Here is a 19704-nt window from a genome sequence, read left to right as displayed (position 1 = left end):
CCAGGCAATCGCGAACCGGTCCGGCTCCAAAAAGCTGGCCCTCATCGCCGTCGCAAGAAAGCTTCTAACCGTCCTCAACGCTATGCTCAGAGACAAACGAACCTTCGCATAAACACAGTTGCCATGCCGTTCCCTCTCCTCAAGGAAGGGGCTCTCCGTTTCGAAAGGTTCCGGCATGGATTGCAGCATCAAGTGCTGCAATGACGAAAGAGGAGAGGCTAGCGAGGCAAGCATCAGCCCTGCGGAGGAGACCAAGGCACGGGCCCACCACGCGGTCATCCCGCGCTTGACGCGGGATCCAATCCACGTTTGGGCAATAGGGAGAAGAGGTTCATGCGTCTGGAGCGCGCGTCCGGTGGATTCTGGGCCTGCCGTTCTGCGGAGAGCTGCATTGGATCCCCGGTCGAGCCGGGGATGACCGCGCGGGGGGCTGGCTCATGCATCGGGTTCTGCCTGCGGGAACGCCTTCGAAACGCGTCCTCGAAAACGCCAAGACTTCCGGCACAGCGGAACCGGATGTCTCCCCACTACCCTCTCCTCCGTCCTGCCATGGCTTGACCCCATGCCGTGACCTCTCCTGAAAGAAGGGCTTTTCCGTGAGGCGAGGTTACGGGGTGGATTGCAGCATCAAGTGCTGCAATGACGAAGGAGGAGAGGCAGATGGGGCAAATATCTGCCCTGCTGAGGAGACCAAGGCACGGGCTCACCACGCGGTCATCCCGCGCTTGACGCGGGATCCAATCCACGTCCGGGCAATGGGAAGAAGAGCTTCGTGCGTCTGGAGCGCGCGTCCGGTGGATTCTGCGCCTGCCGAAGGTCGCCGAGATCCTGTCCGTGAAGCGTTGGGTGACGAGGACCGACGTGTCCGCTTGCTCGCCGCCGAGGCGCTGGAAGGCCATGGCGGTGTTGACCGGGATATAGGAACCATCTCCCTGGGCGAGGGCGTCATCGCCCGCGAGAACCTCCTGATGAATGTTGACGAAGAGCCCCGGCCATAGACCCAGCTTTTCGCCGTCAAGGTTCAAGATAAGGTCTCCCTTGCCGCCCCATTCAACCGAATGATCTCCATCGCCCTGGATGAGACCCTGGCCGAACTGTGTCCATGACAAGGCCTTGATGTCGATGCCGTGGTTGCGCATAACCTTTCGGAAGGTCTCGGGGCCATCCAGCAGTGTCGGCCGACCCCAGATCGAATTCTCAGCCGGTTTCTCGGGCTGTTCCTCGGCCTGCGTCGCCAGAACAGACATTGAGGAGACGGCAAGTGCCACGCCCAGTCTGGAAAGTTGATCTAAACTCAACATCGCCTTTTCCCCGAAAGCTCCAGCCTGTGCCTTAAACGAACCCCAATGGGACCTAAGCGGAAAAAACCTGCTTTCCGTCCATCCAGGTCTCCAGCACATTGATGTCCTTGATCGTGTCCGGATCCACTTTGCGCGGGTCCTTGTCGAGGATCACGAAGTCGGCCAGCTTGCCGGCTTCGAGGCTTCCGACCTCGGTATCGGAGTTCATTTGCCAGGCGCCATTGATTGTCACCGCGCGGATCGCACTTTCCACCGAGATCCGCTCGTCGGGTGCCAGGACGTAAGCCGGCTCTTTCCAGGTCTTGCGGGTCACGGCCATCTCGATCATGTGCAGCGGATCCGGGTCGATGACGGGGAAGTCCGAGTGAAGCGTGAAGCCGACACCCGCGTCCTCGCAACTCTTGGCCCGGTCGAGCAGTTGCGCCTTTTCCTCGCCGAAGACCTCGTCGCGCATGGCTACGCCCCAGAAATGGACATGGCCGATCAGGAAGCTTGCCTGAACGCCAAGATCCTTCATGCGGGCAATCTGGTCGTCATGCAGGATTGAACAGTGTTCGATGCGTGGACGCACATTGGAGAGATCGATGCCGGCATCCCGGACGGCTTCGAGGGCATCAAGAATATTGTCGATACCCGCATCTCCGTTGCCGTGAATGGCAAGATGCCACCCCTGCTCCGCACGCTTGATCGCCAGGCGCTTCAACTCCTCAGACGTCGTATAAGCCAGCCCTAGGCTATCCGTACCAAGATAAGGTTCGCGCTGCAGGCCGGTGTAGCCCTGATTGGAGCCGTCAGCGACCAGCTTGTAGCCGGCAATCCGAACCAGCGCGCTGCCCTGGCCGAAGTGGATGGGAGACGCGTCCCAAGCCTCATCAAAGGGATAGAATGGATAAGCCCGTATCCGGTTGGACAGCTTGCCGGTCTCTCCGGCATTGAACAGCAATTGCGCATCCGAATAGCCGCTGGAGAGCGCTCCCAAACCGAGGTCGCTCACCGTTGTCAGGCCGATCTTTGCCCATTTGCGCGTCAGATCTATGAGCGCCTGGATCGGGTTGGCCGCCGCCATGGCCGGGTTGGCCTGGAAGACCGGCTGGAAGGCAACCTGGTTCTTGATGACACCATTGAGTTTGCCGCTCTCATCCCGAACGTATTCGGCGCCCGGAGGGTTGGCGACATCCTCCGTGAGGCCTGCGGCCTCGTAGGCCTTGGCGTTTACATAGGCCAGGTGTCCGGAGGCGTTCATGATGAAAACCGGGTTGTCCTTAGAGACCGCATCCAGTTCCTTAAAGGTAAGCGCATCCGGGCCTTCCTGGATGGACGGATCAAAATTGCGGGCTGAAATCCATTCCCCCGGCGCTGCCTTGGAGGCCTTGTCGCGCAGGTAGTCCAGGACTTCGGTCGCTGTCGAAAACCGGGCCATGCCGACATAGTCCATCAGGCCGTCGAGCAGGCTGCCGCTGACGATGTGCGTATGCGGATCGGTGAAGCCCGGCAGCATCACCTTTCCCCCAAGGTCAATGATTTCCGCACCTTCTCCCGCCGCCGCGCGAACGTCCGCCTCGCTTCCGACCGCGAGGATCTTGTTGCCCTTGATGGCAATGGCCCCGGCTTCGGAGAAAGCCTTGTCGACGGTCAGGATCGTGCCGCCGGAGAAGACGCGCGTCGTGCCGTCTTGCGCCTTTGCGCTGCCGCCCGAATAGCCGACAAGCCCCAAGGCCCCGATCGTCGCTACACCGCCCTTGACGAAGTCGCGACGGTCAACCACAGCATTGCAAGAAAAGCCCGTCGGCTGAGAACCGGTGGAGGCCTCAATAAGTTTTGCGACTTCGCGATTTCCGGTGAAAAACTTGCCGAAGTCCGCCGCACAGCACAGGCAGGCATAAACTTTGCGGGTCATGTAATCATCCCTGTTCAATGGCCTTCGTCCGACGAAACGCCAGGATCGCTTCTCGCTAGCTTGACCCAGGTTATGGGCCGTGTCGAGTTCTGGCCTATGTTACGCGAGACCCGCCTTTCGCTGCACCCGGTGCAAACGTCCGCTCAGGGCCGTTCCTGACGAAAGCAGGCTTCGATGAGCAAACTTCCAGAAGCCATCATTCCGCTAGAGGCTCCACTCCCCTCTCCTCCGTCCTGCCATGGCTTGACCCCATGCCGTTCCCTCTCCTCAAGGAAGGGGCTCTCCGTTTCGAAAGGTGACGGAGAGGAATGCAGCATCAAGTCCACTGCTGTCCGGTTTAAATTCCGGATTTTCATCCATGACGATGAAATCAGACCTGCTCTCCTGCTCAAAGCTGGATAAGACACGAAAGCGGCGTGGCAGACGCCCGTCTCCTCCCTTGCTGGGGGAGATGCCCCCGAATGGGGCAGAGGGGGGTATAAGCCCCTCGGAACATTGCAGCTTTGCGGAGTATGCGGAAACGCCCCGCTCTCTGTCAGCTGAAGCTGACATCTCCCCCGCAAGGGTAAGCCGGGCGTCTGCCGTGCCGCGTGCAAGATCAACAGGCATTCTGCCCAAACCGGGCCTGAGGCTTTGCACCCCTGCCCGTGCTCGGTTAGCTTGGCGGCTTCCAATCCCTTGCAAGAAGCCGGACGCACCCGCCCGCCATGACAGCCAGCTTTCAATTCCAGCCGCTCAGCCCTGAGTTTGCTCAGGATCCCTACCGCCACTATGCGGAGCTGAGGGCCATCCCCGGCCTGACCTATTTCGAGGACTTCGACATCTGGCTGGCCTCACGCTTCGAGGATGTGTCCCAGATCGTGCTGGATGCCCGCATGGTGCGGACCATGGACCACATCGCCAGCCGGGAAGAAATCGAGGCCCAGCAGCGGGCGGCCAACTGGCACGACATGCCCCACCACCAGCGCTTCGTGCAGTTCTCCCTGCTCGACAGCGACGGCGCGGTGCATGACCGGCTGCGCAAGCAGGTGTTCCAGCTGTTCACCCCTGTCATGGTCAATAAGCTGCGCGACGAGATCCAGATCTATGTGGACCATTTGTTCGACAGTCTGGCGGACCGGGACGAGATCGACTTCACCGCCGATCTGGCCGCCCATGTGCCGGGCCACATCATCGGGCGGGTACTTGGCGTGCCGAACGAGGACTGCCCGCAGCTGCGCATCTGGTCGGAGAACATTGTGCAATTCTTCGACATTGACCGTTCCGAGGCCCGCAAAGAGCTGGCGGAGCGCAACACCACCGAGTTCTACGAATATCTGACCAGGCTGAAGGCAGAGCGGGAGGCCAATCCCGGTGAGGATCTGCTGTCGCGCATGATCGAGGCTCAGAAGGCAGGCCTGATGAACGAGGACGAGTTCATCTCCACCGCCATGCTGATCCTGATGGCGGGCCACGGCTCCACCATCGACGTGCTGGGCAGCGGCATGCATGCGCTCTTGCGCTTCCCGGATCAGATGCAGCGCCTGCGCGATGAGCCGGGCCTGATGAAAACCGCGGTCCAGGAAATGTTCCGCTTCGAAAGCCCCCTGCCCTTCTTCCACCGTTACTGCGTTGAAGAGGTTGAGATTGCGGGCAAGTCCTATCCGCGCGGCACCAAGTTCGGCGTTCTTTACGGCTCCGCCAACCGCGATCCGGCCCAGTTTCCCGATGCCGGCCGGTTTGATGTTGGCCGCACGCCCAACTGGCACATTGCCTTTGGCCGGGGCGCCCATTTCTGCCTTGGCAATCATCTGGCGCGGCTGGATATGGACATCATCTTCTCCACCCTGTTGCGGCGGTTCTCCAGCCTGGAGCTCTCCGGCGGCGAACCGCAATACAAGCGCGGCCTTTCCGTGCGCGGGCCGGTCTCCCTGCCGCTGGTGTGGAAAGCGGCATAGGCTGTAGTCTGCCTGTCACCTTCCCGCGCTAGGGGAAGGACAAAGCTGCCTTTCCCCTTGTGGAGAGGGAGTTTCTCAACCGCTGCGGCAAGCGGCACAGACCCAAGACACAAGGATTTTCCATGCGCCTTCCGCTCCTTCCTGCCTCTCTCGCTGCCGTGGCCCTTGCCACGATGGCAGGCCTGACCGCCGCACAGGCTGAAACCGTCAGCGTGGGCCCCCGCCCGGCCTATCTGATCGACAAGATGAAGGACGGGGAGCTGAAGGACAAGCTGAAGGCCTGTGCCAGCCAGCCGGTGAAGAAAACGCTCTTTTCCATCGCCCACCGGGGCGCGCCGCTGGAGTTTCCGGAGCATTCTGCGGAAGGTTACCGGGCAGCGGCCACCATGGGTGCAGGGATCATCGAGTGCGACGTCACCTTCACCAAGGACAAGCAGCTGGTCTGCCGCCACGCCCAGGATGACCTTGCGACCTCGACCAATATCCTCGCGACAGACCTGGCAAGCAAATGCGCGGTGCCCTTCACCCCGGCTGCCAATGGCGAAAAGGCCAAGGCCACGTGCCGGACCAGCGAGCTGACGCTCGAAGAATTCAAGAGCCTGTCGGCCAAGATGGACGGGGGGGACAGCAAGGCGGCCACACTGGACGCTTATATGAACGGCTCACCGCGCTGGCGCACGGATCTTTATTCCCCCGGCACCTTGATGACCCACAAGGCATCCATTGAGCTGATCAAGTCGCTCGGCGGCAAGTTCACGCCGGAGCTGAAAAGCCCGGAAGTGGAGATGCCCTTCGACGGCATGTCCCAGGAAGACTATGCCCAGATGCTGATCGACGAATACAAGCAGGCTGGCATCCCGGCCTCGGACGTCTGGGCTCAATCCTTCAATCTCGACGACATTCTCTACTGGGTAAAGAACGAGCCGGAGTTCGGCAAGCAGGCGGTTTACCTGGATGGCCGCTATTCGGCAGGCCTCGACCCGATGAAGCCGGAGACCTTCACCCCCTCCATGCAGGAGCTGAAGGACATGGGCGTCAGCTACATCGCCCCGCCGATCTGGATGCTGCTGACCGTTGAGGACGGCAAGATCGTCCCCTCTGCCTATGCGAAGGAAGCCAAGGCCGCTGGCCTGAAGACCATCGCCTGGTCGCTGGAACGTTCCGGCCCCATCACGCAAAAGGGTGGCGGCTGGTATTATCAGAGCATCAACAGCGCCCTCTCTGGCGAAGGCGATCTTTACGAGATCGTGGATGTCTTGGCGCAGGATGTCGGCGTGTCCGGCATCTTCTCCGACTGGCCCGCGACCGTCAGCTACTACGCCAGCTGCATGGGCCTCGACTAAAATCCACGGGAGCGGCGCGCCAGAGACTGGCCGCGCCGTTCACTTCCCTATCCGGTTCATTTGAAATTCACCCGGCCAGGAGCATATTGATCGTAAGATCCATTTTCCGGGCCGGGCTGACGTGAACATTTTTCCTGCAGAGACATTCGATTGCCAGGTTCTCCATCCGGAGAATGAACTGGTTCCGGCTGACCGTGTCCGCCAGATGATCCTGCATGTGGCGGCAGACCGCGGCATTGCCGCCAGCGAGTGCCATCTGCTGGCCCCTTCCACAGATCAGGACACCTACATGCTCTGCGGCGGGTTCCGGGTTCTCGTCACCCAGAGCGCGCCCTGGACCGGCAGGGAAGCGGTTGAACGCGGGATCACCAATTATCCGATTCCCAAGATGTTTCCGCAGGCTGAGCGGGTAGCCGCGTCCGCCCGGATGGTGACCACCCTCTCGATCGGCAAAGGACTGATCCCGGCGTCCCTCGTGCCAGATCATCTCAAGGAAGCCGTCTCGCCCCATACGCAGATGATCGGCAACGGCGAAGACAGCCGCCAGGCGATGGCGTTTCTTGCCGATTTGACGGTGCGGTTTCTCAAGCTGCGCTATGCCACGGCGGTGGTCTGGGCGGCAAATGGCTATATTCTGCCCCCCGACCTGTTTACCACCCTCGCCCTGCTGGAAGACAAGCTGGACCTCTATATCCGCCCACAAGCCTATGCTCCGCCCCAGGACGCGCCTGATGAAGACAAATATATCGGCGTGATTGGCGCCGGTTCCCAGTATCTCACCGGCTATCTCGTTCATTTCCTGCCGAGCACCGCGCCCGTAGAGTTCATGATCGAGCGCCTGCTCCAGTTCGTTGCTCTTTGCGAGGCGCGCAATGCAGTCATTCCGGACGGTGATACATTTGGCCAGGACCCCAGCGAGCGCATTCGTGTTGTTTATGAAAAGACGCCTCCCGCCGAACCGGACCGGATCAAGCTGAAACTCGAAATGAGCGCAGCCTTTGGCATCATCGGGCCGAAGGTGCCGACGGTTCATCTGCAATATGGTTTGGACGGAAGCGTGGTGGAGCAGACAATCACGCGCGCCAGCAAGGACGGGCTGGATCCCGATGATCCGGTTGATGCGGCCATTCTGGCCCGCCTTGCCGAGTTGAAGACCTCGGGAGAGACGTCAGAACCTTCCCGGCCCTCCACGTTTCATGAGGCGCAAACGGTTCAGGTGAGCGATCCGGTTGAACGGTCGGCAGAACCTGCTGCTTATGTGCCGCCCGCAGAGCGGGAAAGACAAGAGGCCGGGGAAGACGAGCCGCCCAAACAGAGTTTCGGCACCAGGCAGCGCTCCCTGCCGGATCAGAAGACGCCAACGGAGCGGCTGTCGCTGGAAGAGCTCCGGCGCATTGCTTCGTCAAGCCAGCAAGAGCAGCCGTCGAAGCCATCCGCGCTGGAGCGGCTGACATCGTTTTTCAAGGGAAAGTAAACCGGCCTCAGGAATGAGCCGCGACAGGCGGCAAAGACTGGATCAGCGGGCCTGATCCAGAATTCGCTTGCATTCCAAAAGCTCGAACAAGGTCGCCTGGAGGCGGCGGATGTCATCCTTGGACAGCGCTGCGCCGGCGCCATGGATATCCTCCCGTTCTCCGCGGAAACGCTCCATGAAACGGAGGCCGTGGCCGGTTTTCTCCTGCCCCTTCTTGGGGGCATCATCCATCAGGACATCCCGGGGGCGCTCCGGCATCGCATCATCGTGACCGGCGGGCTCCGGTGTAACTGGTGCGGCGATGCTGGGCGCCGTGGCGCGCGGAGCCGCAACGGTCTCCCCCGGACTGGCAAGTTTGGCCGCCACCGGCAGCGGAATAGCATCCTCATGCCAGATCTGCATGACGAAACGCGGCCCCTGTTCTTTCAGGATCCTCTGCACGCCCTTGATTGTGTAGCCTTCTCCGTACAGCAGATGGCGGATACCGCGCAGCAGTTCCACGTCATCAGGACGGTAATAGCGGCGCCCGCCACCGCGTTTCAGCGGCTTGATCTGCGTGAACCGGGTTTCCCAGAACCTTAGGACATGCTGCGGCAGGTCAAGATCCTCCGCGACCTCACTGATCGTGCGGAAGGCGTCCGGGCTCTTGTCCATGCTCGTCATCAGGTCTTGTCGGGTTTCGGATCAGCTGGTCAACAGCCACAGTGGCCGTTGACGCGAAAGCTGATCGCTTCAAAAGGGTTGAGTCTCTTTCCGGCATTCGTCTGAACGCCAGACGCCCTCATGCGTGTTCTGCGCCCGTCAGGGCCTCGTTGATGCGCTGTTTCAAGACGTTGCTCGGCTTGAACACCATCACGCGGCGGGGCGAGATCGGTACTTCTTCACCGGTTTTGGGGTTCCTGCCGATTCGTTCCCCCTTCGAGCGGACGACAAAAGAGCCGAAGGAAGACAACTTGACCGATTGACCGGTCAGGAGGCATTCCGAAATTTCTGAAAGAACCCGTTCGACCAGCTCTGACGATTCCGTGCGCGACAGTCCCACTTTCTGATAGACCGCCTCGCAAAGATCAGCGCGCGTGATTGTCCTGTTGCCCATGACCACTCCTCGGCAATGCCAACGATCTGGCTGATTTTGCTACGAAACTTCCCCGTTGGCGCTACGGTATTGTGTCATGGCAAAACGGTCAACAGGAAGTCTGGGCTTTCTGGAAATTAACGCTTAGTCATTTTGGCGGTATTGGATGGCACTTAGACCGGGTGGACTGGACACAGCCACGTGGGCCGCCCGCAGCCAGCTTGTGCGCACTTCGGCCTGCCCCCTTCCCGAATCTGGCGGTTTGCCCAAGCCAAACAATGCAGAAGCCTGTTGAGCAAGGTCAATCACTGGCTGCTTCATCTATGGGAAGCTCCCAAAGGGGAGGATGCAAAACATGGAACATGAAGCTCACCAAAATGCCAATAGCCAGATCCGATGGCATTGGAAATGCAGGCTCTGCAAAGCTGGGCGCAAAACCCGGAAAGAAATCTCTCCGGAAGGCTCCTGCGAGGGCGGAAGCGCTCCGCACGACTGGGTGTTGATCAAGAAGACAGACAATGGCGTTCAGATCTGGCCCGAAGAAGGTGCGGAGATTGAGGACATCTGACATCCGCCGGGGACAAAAAAGTCCGGCCCGCGACAGCGGACCGGACTTGAAGAGTAAAAGACAGCCAGGCTGCGCCAGAACCTACTTACCAGCGCAACAGCACCGAGCCCCAGGTGAACCCGCCGCCCATGGCTTCCAGAAGCACGAGGTCGCCGCGCTGGACGCGCCCATCGCGCACTGCAGTGTCCAGGGCAAGAGGAATGGAGGCCGCGGAGGTGTTGCCGTGGATATCGACTGTGGTCACGACCTTCTCCGGCGCAATGCTGAGCTTCTTGGCACTGGCATCGATGATGCGCTTGTTCGCCTGATGCGGAATGAACCAGTCGAGGTCTTCCGCACTGAGCTTGGTGGCCTCGAAGGCGTCCTCAATCACATCGGTGATCATGCCGACCGCATGCTTGAAGACTTCCTTGCCTTCCATGCGCAGGTGGCCCGCGGTCTGGGTGGTCGAGGGACCGCCGTCGACATAGAGCTTTTCCTTGTGGCGGCCATCAGAGCGCAGATGCGAGGTGAGAATGCCACGATCCTCAATGGTACCCTTGCCTTCCTGAGCTTCCAGAACCACGGCCCCGGCGCCGTCACCGAAGAGGACGCAAGTGGTCCGGTCTTCCCAGTCGAGAATCCGCGAGAAGGTCTCCGCGCCGATCACAAGCGCCCGCTTGGCGAGACCGCCCTTGAGGTACATGTCAGCAGTGGTCAGCGCATAGACGAAACCGGAGCAGACCGCCTGAATGTCGAACGCAAAGCCATGCGTGATGCCGAGCCGGTGCTGAACCTGAACGGCCGTTGCCGGAAAGGTATTGTCCGGCGTTGCGGTCGCCAGAATGATAAGGTCGATGTCTTCAGCCTTCATGCCCGCATTGGCAAGGGCGGCCTCTGCGGCCTTGAAAGCCAGATCCGAGGTGTATTCGCCTTCCGCCGCCACATGGCGCTGGCGGATGCCGGTGCGCTGGACGATCCACTCGTCCGAGGTGTCGACCTTCTTGGCCAGATCGTCATTGGTCAGACAAGTCGCCGGCAGATAGCTGCCGCTTCCCAGGACCGTGGAACGGATTACGCTCACTGATCACCTTCCGAATTTTTCGCGGCCCGGGCAATGCCCCCGCGGTGATAATGGACCAGATCATGGGCGATCTTCTGGGTCAGCTCGTTGCGGACCATGTCATAGGCCAGGTCGATGGCAGCGGCATAGCCTTCCGCATCCGTTCCGCCATGGCTCTTGATGACAATACCGTTCAGACCCAGGAACACCCCGCCATTGACCTTGCGCGGGTCCATTTTTTCCCGCAGCCGGTCAAAGGCACTCTTGGCAAAGAAATAGCCGATCTTGGACATGAGCGTCCGGCTCATGGCCGAGCGCAGATAGCCTCCGATCTGCTTCGCCGTGCCTTCCGCGGTCTTCAGGGCGATGTTGCCCGCAAAACCTTCGGTCACGACGACATCGACAGCCCCCTGCCCGATATCGTCACCTTCGACGAAACCGGAATAGGTGAGCGAGCTGAGCGGCGCTTCGCGCATCAGGCGGCCGGCTGTGCGGACCTCTTCAAGGCCCTTCACTTCTTCAACGCCGATGTTGAGAAGGCCGACGGTCGGCTTTTCGATGCTGAACAGCGCACGGGCCATGGCCCCGCCGAGAATCGCAAAGTCGATCAGCTGCTGGGCATCGGCGCCTATGGTGGCCCCCACGTCCAGAACGATGCTCTCACCGCGTGTCGTCGGCCAGATCGCGGCAATGGCCGGGCGTTCGATGTTGGCCATGGTCCGCAGGCAAAATTTGGACATGGCCATCAGCGCGCCGGTGTTGCCAGCAGACACGGCAACCGCCGCTTCTTCGGTCTTCACGGCTTCGATCGCCCGCCACATGCTGGAGCGCCAGCGGCCCTGGCGCAGGGCCTGGCTCGGCTTTGCGTCCATGGCAACGGAAACGTCGCAGTGGTGGAAGGTGGAGGCTTCCTTGACCCTGGGATAGCGGTCGAGAATCGGCAGCACCACCTTCTCGTTGCCATAGATCAGAAAGCGGATATCCGGATGACGCACCAGCGCGATCTCCGCGCCCGGAATAACCACTTCCGGGCCATGATCGCCGCCCATTGCATCAAGGGAAATTGGAATGGTTTTCGCCATCAAAAGGTCTTCAAAGGTGAGCCAGGGGCCGAAGCGGACAAGGCCTCGCGCTGAGGTCTTCGTGCCGGTCTGCGGCCCGGGCACGTCCTGACGGCTCAAAGCTGCCAGGACCGATTAAACAGGGGGCGAACATAACGGTTTCACGTCCGGAGACAACCATTTTCAATCTTCGCCCGTTTGATTTAGCTGTCGTCCTCACCTTTCAGCTTGGCAAGCGCAGCAAAGGGAGAAGGCTTTTCTTCGCCCCCCTCACCATCGTCTCCGGCATCCTCGACCCGGTCCGCGAACTCGGCACCCGGCTTGCGCGGAAACGGGTCGATATTAAGCGCGAGCTGCTCACAGATCAGCGCGCCCAGATCCAGAACACCGTCCAGCATGACGTCCGGCGGATCGATCCCCTCCAGGTCGATCTCGATCTCGCCCTCGTCGTTCAGATCGCGCGGGCGGCGCGGGCGGGAGGAGACCGGTTCAAACGTCCGGTCAATCTCATCGCTGAAGCTTTGCACAAAGGGCTCCAGCGTAACGACACAGATCTGGCGGACATCCGCCTTCAACGTGCCGGCCACACGGACACCATCCTTGCGCCAGGGTTTCAGGGTCAGCTCCGCGACGAGACTCTCGATTCCATCCACATCATAGGCCTTGGCAATCCGGGCAAGCTCGGCCTCGCTGGGCTCTACCCGGATGGTTTTGGTCTGATCGCCCAGACGGTCGCCATTGACCTTGTGAGAATAGGGATAGTCGGCTTTGGCCATGGGGTCAGTCCGTCTCCTTGACACTTTGAACCGGCGCGAAGGCCTGCGGATCCGGAAACCGGATGTCCGCAGACAGGATCGCCTTGGGGTCTTGATCCTTCAGTGCGGCGTGGGCCGCAAGCATGTAATCTGCTACGCCGCGCGCTCCGGCGGGCATGTCCTCATCGGGAAAGATATTGCGGGCAACCGCATCGGAAAGGGCAAGCACATTACCCTCCTCCAGTGCGGGCACATAGGCATCCGCCCGGCCATAGAAAGCTTCGCCCATTGTCTTGATCTTTTTCGGCACCCGCTGATCCGCCACCCCTTGCTCGCGCAACGTGGCATCCAGGTCCGCAAAGAAAAGGTCGAAGACATTCTGGGAAAATTCGGAGACAGCCTTGCTCTCTCCCCGCAGCCGCGCAAACAGCAGCACGGAATGAGCGACAATCATGTCGAAACGGCCGTCCAGCGTGTCCGGAACACCAAAGCTGGTGTAGAAAACCGGCTGCCGTGCTTGCGCCACGATCGCGCAATAAGCCTCATGCTCGGCGGTGCGAGTCTTTCGGCGAAACAGCCCAAAAAGCATTCCGGTCTCCGGTTTCAAAGGCCATTCCCGCATTGCCCTTCGGTGGCGGGCATTGCAGGATTGAGCCAGACGAGTATTGCCATGTGCCCTAACGCACGATAGGGACTTTGCCAAGGAACGATCTACGTCAACCGCTCATTGTCACAGGCTACGGCACCAGCACCCACCTGCATCCGCAGAAAGAGGCGTGAGCCGGAGCTCCACAGGAAGATAAGCATGAACATCAAGGCGCACGCCGTCCTCATTCCGCTTCTTGTCAGCCTTCCGCTTGCCGGATGCTTTACACAGACCTACACGCACGGCAGCGTCATTTCCAACGACATGCTGTCTCAGGTGCAGGTCGGCTCCTCCAAGGAACAGGTCGAACTGGTTCTGGGCTCCCCCTCCACTACGTCCAGCCTCAACGGCGACGCCTATTATTACATCTCGCAGAAAACGTCCACGACAGCCTTTTTCGCGCCCGACATTGTCGATCAGCGGGTGGTCGCGGTCTATTTCGATGATGATGGCTATGTCAAGGATCTGGCCAATTACGGCATCCAGGACGGCAAGGTCTTCGACTTCCTGGGCCGCAAGACCCGCACTGGCGGTTCGGATTATGGCTTCCTGACCCAGATCCTGCGCGGCGCCGCGAACCCGAGCCTCGGCCTCTAAGGCGGACAGCCAGTTCAGACGATATTCAAAAAGCCGGGGCATTGCTCCGGCTTTTTCTTTTCATCTGCAGGAGCCCAACGCTCAGGCGTCACCCCGGCCGCAGGCGGAGCCGGAGAGCCGGGGCCCAATCATTCCCAGAGCTCGTGGTGCAAGGGCGGAGTTTGGCCACAGGACCACCACACTTTTCAGACAGGAGAAGGCCAGAGGCAAAACCGGCCTTTTTCGAGGAAGCTCTGCGAGTAGGCCCCGGCTCGCGCTGCGCTTGGCCGGGGTGACGGCTTGCAAGCAAGTTGCCATATGAATGGCCGCAAGCTTGCTCCGGCTTTTTCTTTTCCTGCACCACCACCCCACGCCCCAACGTCACCCCGGCCGCAGGCGAAGCCGGAGCGCCGGGGCCTACTCATTCCCAGAGCACATGGTTCAAGGGCAAGGTGACGGTTTGAAGACGTCAGGCCCGATAAAAAGGGCCGGAGCTTTTCAGCCCCAGCCCTTTGCTTATCCTTCGCCCCTCAGTGTGCCAGAACGGCCAGGAGCAGCAGGGCGACGATGTTGGTGATCTTGATCATCGGGTTCACCGCCGGACCCGCCGTGTCCTTGTAGGGATCGCCGACAGTGTCACCCGTGACGGATGCCTTGTGCGCTTCGGAGCCCTTGTGGTGGGTGACGCCATCCTTGTCGGTAAACCCATCCTCGAAGGACTTCTTGGCATTGTCCCAGGCCCCGCCACCGGCGGTCATGGAGATTGCCACGAATAGACCCGTGACGATCACACCCAGAAGCATCGCGCCAAGCGCAGCGAAGGCATCGGACGGCGTCGCCACCGCCTTGACGACAAAGAACACCACCAGCGGCGAGAGCACCGGCAGGAGCGAGGGCACGATCATTTCCCGGATCGCGGCCTTGGTCAGCATGTCCACCGCCCGGCCATAATCCGGCCGCTCGGTGCCTGCCATGATGCCCGGCTTTTCCCTGAACTGGCGGCGCACCTCTTCCACCACCGCGCCTGCGGCCCGGCCCACGGCGGTCATCGAGATGCCGCCGAAGAGATAGGGCAGCAACCCGCCGAACAGCAGCCCGGCCACCACATAGGGGTTGGAGAGGCTGAACAGCGTGTCGACGTTGATGCCGGAGAAAATCGACCCCGCCTCCGCCTTGGAAGAGAAGAACTTCAGATCTTCCGTATAGGCCGCAAAGAGCACCAGGGCGCCAAGGCCTGCCGAGCCAATGGCATAGCCCTTGGTCACCGCCTTGGTGGTGTTGCCGACGGCGTCCAGCGCATCGGTCGTGGTGCGCACTTCCGCAGGCAGATCCGCCATTTCGGCAATGCCGCCCGCATTGTCCGTCACCGGCCCGAAGGCATCAAGCGCCACAACCATACCCGCAAGCGCCAGCATGGTGGTCACCGCAATCGCGATGCCGAACAGCCCGGCGAAGCCATGGGCAAACAGAATGCCGGCAATGATGATCAGCGCGGGCAGAGCCGTTGCCTCCAGCGAGACCGCCAGCCCCTGGATCACGTTGGTGCCGTGCCCCGTCACAGAAGCCTGGGCAATGGAGCGCACGGGGCGGTATTCGGTGCCCGTGTAATATTCCGTCACCCAGATGATCAGCCCCGTGACGACCAGACCGACAATGCCGCAGGAGAAGATGTCCATGGCGGTGAAGGTCAGGCCGCCAGAGGTGGTGAAGGATGCTCCTGCCCCGAGCCACAGAAACACGACGCCTGCCAGAGCCACGGCGGACAGCACGGCTGTCGCGATGAAGCCCTTGTAGAGCGCGCCCATGATCGAGTTATTTGCCCCGAGCTTGACGAAGAACGTGCCCGCGATGGACGTCACCACGCAGACCGCCCCGATCACCATCGGCAACAGCATCAAGGTCACGGCCTCAGGCCCGCTGAAGAAGATGGAGGCAAGCACCATGGTGGCAACGATCGTCACCGCATAGGTCTCGAACAGATCCGCAGCCATGCCCGCACAGTCACCGACATTGTCGCCGACATTGTCGGCAATGGTCGCCGGGTTGCGCGGATCATCCTCCGGAATACCGGCCTCGACCTTGCCGACAAGATCGCCGCCGACATCTGCCCCCTTGGTGAAGATGCCACCGCCCAGACGGGCGAAGATGGAAATGAGCGAAGCCCCGAATCCGAGCGCCACCAGCGCATCGACGACCGTCCGGTCGGTTGGCCCGTAGCCCATGCCGCTGGTCAGGATGGTGAAATAGACCGCGACGCCCAGCAAAGCGAGCCCGGCCACCAGAAGCCCGGTGACAGCACCCGAGCGGAAGGCGATCTCCAGACCGGCTGCAAGGCTTTTGCTGGCGGCCTGGGCCGTGCGCACATTGGCGCGGACGGAGACCATCATGCCGATGAAACCGGCAGTCCCTGACAGAACCGCCCCGATCAGAAAGCCGACCGCTGCCGTGGCCGACAGAAGCCACCAGGCCAGCACGAAGACGACGGCACCGACGATGGCGATGGTGGTGTATTGGCGGGTCAGATAGGCCTGCGCGCCCTCCTGGATCGCCCCGGCGATCTCCCGCATGCGGACGGATCCCGCATCAGCCGCCATGACGGAACGGACGGCCCAGGCGCCATATGCAATGGACAACAGGCCGCAGACGATGATCACGAATAACTCGCTCATGGTTCCTCCCAGATATGTGGCGAGCCGTGTCTGACCTATCTTTTGCGCGTTGGTATCATTCCTGTGACCCGCCCCGGGACGGCGCCAGTTGCACCGGCCCGTCCTCACGCCGCCACGATAGCAGCAACATGGCGGCAATCGTCAAGTTCTTGTCCGAATAAAACAAATCTTCTCCTTACGGAAATTAAAGCTGCAATGCAGCATTTACTTCGCAGAAGCACCCTTGTTTAGGTAAGCATTACTGACTTTTACGTTCATGAGACAGAAGCCAGGCAAGCAGGCAAAGGCTCAGGATCACAAAGGGGAACACGATCCAATTCACGGTTGTCCAGCCGAAATTTTCAAGCAGCTGACCGGAGGAAAAGGATGCGGCGGCCACAAAGCCGAACACGAGGAAATCATTGGTGGCCTGGACCATGTTGCGTTCTTCCGGGCGGTAAGTTTCGGTCAGCATGGCGGTCGCGCCGATGAAGCCGAAGTTCCAGCCAAGACCCAGAAGGATCAGCGCGCCCCAGAAATGGGCAAGCTCGACCCCCATCAGGGCAACGGTGGCGCAGGCCGCCAGAAGGGCAAGCCCGGTCGCCACCACCCGCTCCTTGCCGAAGCGTGCGATCAGGTTGCCGGTGAAGAAGCTCGGGCCGAACATGGCGAGCACATGCCACTGAATGCCGAGGGCCGCATCATTGGCATCAAACCCGCAGCCGATCATGGCCAGCGGGGTCGCGGTCATCACAAGGCTCATCAACGCATAGGATGTGATGCCGCAGGCCGCTGCCACGATGAAGCGCGGCTGGGCCATGATCTGCCGCATCGGCCTGCCGCCGCCGGTCTGGCTCACGGGCGCGGGCCTGGGGATCTTCAGGAACAGCACCAGGCACAGGGCAATCAGCGCAAGGCCCGCCTGAGCCACATAGGTGCCGGCAAAAAGAAAAGGCGGCAGCGATTCCTTGGTCAGGATGACGGTTTGCGGGCCGACAACCCCGGCCAGAACCCCGCCCGCCATGACCCACGAGATTGCCTTGGGCTTGAAGGCGTCACTGGCGGTATCCGCTGCGGCAAAGCGGTATTGCTGGGCAAAGGCGCCGGCAAAGCCGCTGCCCGCGCAAGCAAGGGAGAACAGCCAGAACGCACCGATCAGGACCGAATAGGCAGCAAGCAGCGCGGAGGCACAGGCCCAGATACTGGCGCCTGCAAAGCCGGTCCGGCGGCCATAACGGCGCATGATCAGCCCGGCAGGCAAGGTGCCGATGGCCGTGCCCAGAACCATGGCCGAGACAGGTACCGTCGCCAGATGCTTGTCCGCCCCCAGCATCGCCGCGCCGACAAGAGAGGCAGACGCAATCACGATAGAGGCTGACGCACCGCCGATGGCCTGCGCAAACGCCAGCAGCAAAGCATTGCGCCGGGCAAGACTGTCGTTGACCGGAAAGGAGTAGGCGGCTTGGTTCATCGTCGGCTCCAGCCCTGCCTTGCGAAGGCGGGGCAAAACGAGAGGAAGGTGGGCTGAGCAGATCACCGGACGGTGTTGTCTGCCGGAATGGTCTTTCCGTTTACACGACAGTCCAAGGCTTGGCAGCCCTCAAATGTGAGGACTGCCCATGTCCGGCTAGGCCGTAAACAGACCCAGCCTGCGCTTTTGGGCCCGAGCGGACTGCACCAGAACCACAAGCGTCACTCCAGCCAGCAGCATTTCTGCCAGCGGCATGGACAGCCAGACCGCCTGCTCTCCAAAGAAACGCGGCAGTATCAGGATTGACGGAATGGCAAAGAAATAGGGCTTTGCCAGACTGATGACCGCTGCCCGCGGCGCCTCTCCCAGAGCCTGGAAATAGGCGCCGACCATCATCAGGGGCCCCGCCAGAAAATACATCGCAACCATGACCGGCAGAATGCGTCCAACCGCAGCTGTCACGTGAGGGTCCTGCACGAAGAGATGCGCAAGGGCCTGACCGGACAAGATCAGGGAGATCTCCACTGCGGCTCCATACAGCAGCGCAAAGACAAGAATCAGACGCAGACACGCGTCAGAGCGCAGCCTCAACCCCGCACCGAAATTGTTCCCGACCATCGATTGCAAGGTCATGGACATGGCCAGAAGCGGCAGAAAGGTGAAGGTCATGATTCTTGTGACAATGCCGTAAGCGGCCGTTGTCACCGCGTATTCTGCTCCACCAACCAGCTGCAGAGCGCCAAGAATGGAAGCTGACACCAATGCGATGCCGATAAAGCTCAAGCTTTGCGGCAGACCAAGCGCAAGGATGCCCCGCCATCCTGTGCCCCATCCGCCCCGCCAGGGGAGCGCAGCGCCAAGCGGCGTCTGGCCGCTGAGCCGCATGGCGGCAACGAGCCCAAGCGCCAGCATTTGCGCAAGAGCAGTTCCCAGCGCCGAACCGGCAACACCCAGCCCTAGCCACCCGATCAGCATGTAGTTGAACAGGATGTTGGCCAGCGACACGATGAGGCTGAGCATGGCCATCCGTCCCGCCAGCCCTTCGTTGCGCAAGGCATCGGTGTTGAGGGACAGGAAGAGCAGGACCGGGGACGCTGCCACCATGATCCCGAGATAGACCCACCCCATGCCGGCGAGAAGCCCGTTGCCGCCTGCGATCAGAAGCACGAGGGGTTTGCCGAGAATGAGAAACAAGCCCATCAGGCCGAGACTGATCACCAGTGCCAGCCCGTGGGCGCCGGCAAAGACCGTCTGCGCCCCGTCCTGGTCGCCACTGCCGAGCCGTCTGGCAAGGATGCTCGACATGCCGCTGGAAACCAGCGTGGAGAGCGCGACGATCAGCATGTAGACGGGAAAGATCAGCGTCACGGCACTCAAGGCGTCCGGACCATTATAGATGCCAAGAAATATGGCATCCACGACGGTCAGGAGACCATTGACCGTCATGACAAAAACAATCGGGCCCGCGGTTCTGATGAAAATCGCGGGGAGAGGCCCATGGGTGAACCTGTTTTCTGAAAGACTTCCGGAGGTCATAACTGCACCCCTTGCTGCCTTCCGCAAACCTTCTGAATATCAAAGGGAGGTGGTGCCCGCGTTGCTCCAGAGCGGAAGAAAAGCCAGGAGAGCCGAAATCCAGAACTTCACCTTGGCCATGTGGCCGCGGGCGGCAGGTGCCTGGAACCTGCTCCTCCAATACAAATGCTGGCGGGAGGCGTCAACAGGGCAAACTCATAATGTCTCAAGCCGGGCATAACCCCCTCACCCTACCCCTCTCCCCTTGGGGCTACGACATTCACACATCGTAGTTGCATAGGCTTTTGCCGTCTGATTCCTTGTGGGGAGATTAGATGGAGGCGTTTGCATGGAGTTGGTGCTGGGACGGTTTGGCGACCGCCGCCTGGAAAAAG

Annotated in this window: 15 protein-coding genes; 4 read left to right on the top strand and 11 right to left on the bottom strand. The window is 60.9% G+C overall.

Annotated features, from left to right (window positions below; genetic code table 11):
• Positions 1-527: 527 nt before the first annotated feature.
• Together IG616_RS22685 and IG616_RS22680 are read right to left on the bottom strand one after the other, a co-directional pair.
• Positions 528-1301: a hypothetical protein gene (locus IG616_RS22685; RefSeq protein ID WP_192151249.1), complete on the bottom strand. Its 774-nt coding sequence runs from the start codon at positions 1299-1301 to the stop codon at positions 528-530.
• A 52-nt stretch (positions 1302-1353) separates the two neighbouring features.
• Entirely contained in the window at positions 1354-3198 is a 1845-nt protein-coding gene (locus IG616_RS22680) for an amidohydrolase (RefSeq protein WP_192151247.1), read from the bottom strand.
• Positions 3199-3905: 707 nt separating this feature from the next.
• Between IG616_RS22680 and IG616_RS22675 the strand changes: the two genes are divergently transcribed.
• The 3 genes from IG616_RS22675 to IG616_RS22665 all read left to right on the top strand — a co-directional run bounded on the left by IG616_RS22675 (position 3906) and on the right by IG616_RS22665 (position 7952).
• Positions 3906-5135, top strand: coding sequence for a cytochrome P450 (locus tag IG616_RS22675; protein WP_192151245.1), 1230 nt, complete (start codon positions 3906-3908; stop codon positions 5133-5135).
• A 122-nt stretch (positions 5136-5257) separates the two neighbouring features.
• A complete protein-coding gene (locus IG616_RS22670; protein ID WP_192151243.1) occupies positions 5258-6478 on the top strand; it encodes a glycerophosphodiester phosphodiesterase family protein in 1221 nt (406 codons plus the stop codon).
• Positions 6479-6599: 121 nt separating this feature from the next.
• Positions 6600-7952, top strand: coding sequence for a hypothetical protein (locus IG616_RS22665; protein WP_192151241.1), 1353 nt, complete (start codon positions 6600-6602; stop codon positions 7950-7952).
• A gap of 42 nt (positions 7953-7994) precedes the next feature.
• Here the strand turns inward: IG616_RS22665 and IG616_RS22660 are convergent, their stop codons facing one another.
• The 6 genes from IG616_RS22660 to IG616_RS22635 all read right to left on the bottom strand — a co-directional run bounded on the left by IG616_RS22660 (position 7995) and on the right by IG616_RS22635 (position 13042).
• Positions 7995-8606 carry a MerR family transcriptional regulator gene (locus tag IG616_RS22660; protein WP_209008065.1) on the bottom strand — a complete coding sequence of 204 codons (612 nt, stop codon included), beginning with the start codon at positions 8604-8606 and terminating at the stop codon, positions 7995-7997.
• 127 nt (positions 8607-8733) lie between these two features.
• Positions 8734-9048 carry an integration host factor subunit alpha gene (locus IG616_RS22655; RefSeq protein WP_192151237.1) on the bottom strand — a complete coding sequence of 105 codons (315 nt, stop codon included), beginning with the start codon at positions 9046-9048 and terminating at the stop codon, positions 8734-8736.
• Between the two features lie 632 nt (positions 9049-9680).
• Positions 9681-10658: a beta-ketoacyl-ACP synthase 3 gene (locus IG616_RS22650; RefSeq protein ID WP_192151235.1), complete on the bottom strand. Its 978-nt coding sequence runs from the start codon at positions 10656-10658 to the stop codon at positions 9681-9683.
• Positions 10655-11719, bottom strand: a complete 1065-nt coding sequence (gene plsX, locus IG616_RS22645) for a phosphate acyltransferase PlsX (protein WP_192151233.1) — start codon at positions 11717-11719, stop codon at positions 10655-10657. Before plsX ends, IG616_RS22650 begins: the two co-directional genes overlap by 4 nt.
• 182 nt (positions 11720-11901) lie before the next feature.
• Positions 11902-12474 (bottom strand): YceD family protein, encoded by a 573-nt coding sequence (locus tag IG616_RS22640; protein ID WP_192151231.1) that lies wholly within the window; start codon positions 12472-12474, stop codon positions 11902-11904.
• A 4-nt stretch (positions 12475-12478) separates the two neighbouring features.
• A complete protein-coding gene (locus tag IG616_RS22635; protein WP_192151229.1) occupies positions 12479-13042 on the bottom strand; it encodes a ubiquinol-cytochrome C chaperone family protein in 564 nt (187 codons plus the stop codon).
• A gap of 216 nt (positions 13043-13258) precedes the next feature.
• On the opposite strand from IG616_RS22635, the gene IG616_RS22630 reads away from it, so the two are divergent.
• Entirely contained in the window at positions 13259-13696 is a 438-nt protein-coding gene (locus tag IG616_RS22630; protein WP_192151227.1) for an outer membrane protein assembly factor BamE, read from the top strand.
• A 509-nt stretch (positions 13697-14205) separates the two neighbouring features.
• Here IG616_RS22630 and IG616_RS22625 read toward each other — a convergent pair.
• From IG616_RS22625 to IG616_RS22615, 3 genes are all read right to left on the bottom strand, one after another.
• Entirely contained in the window at positions 14206-16344 is a 2139-nt protein-coding gene (locus tag IG616_RS22625; protein ID WP_192151225.1) for a sodium-translocating pyrophosphatase, read from the bottom strand.
• A 238-nt stretch (positions 16345-16582) separates the two neighbouring features.
• A complete protein-coding gene (locus IG616_RS22620) occupies positions 16583-17794 on the bottom strand; it encodes an MFS transporter (protein WP_192151222.1) in 1212 nt (403 codons plus the stop codon).
• Positions 17795-17950: 156 nt separating this feature from the next.
• On the bottom strand, positions 17951-19330 hold the full coding sequence (locus IG616_RS22615; protein WP_192151220.1) for an MATE family efflux transporter: 1380 nt from the start codon (positions 19328-19330) through the stop codon (positions 17951-17953).
• Positions 19331-19704 lie beyond the last annotated feature (374 nt).

The organism is Roseibium litorale, assembly GCF_014842915.1.
Taxonomy (GTDB): Bacteria; Pseudomonadota; Alphaproteobacteria; order Rhizobiales; family Stappiaceae; genus Roseibium; species Roseibium litorale.
Note: the sequence above shows the minus strand (reverse complement) of the source record. Positions and strands in the feature narration are given on the sequence as shown.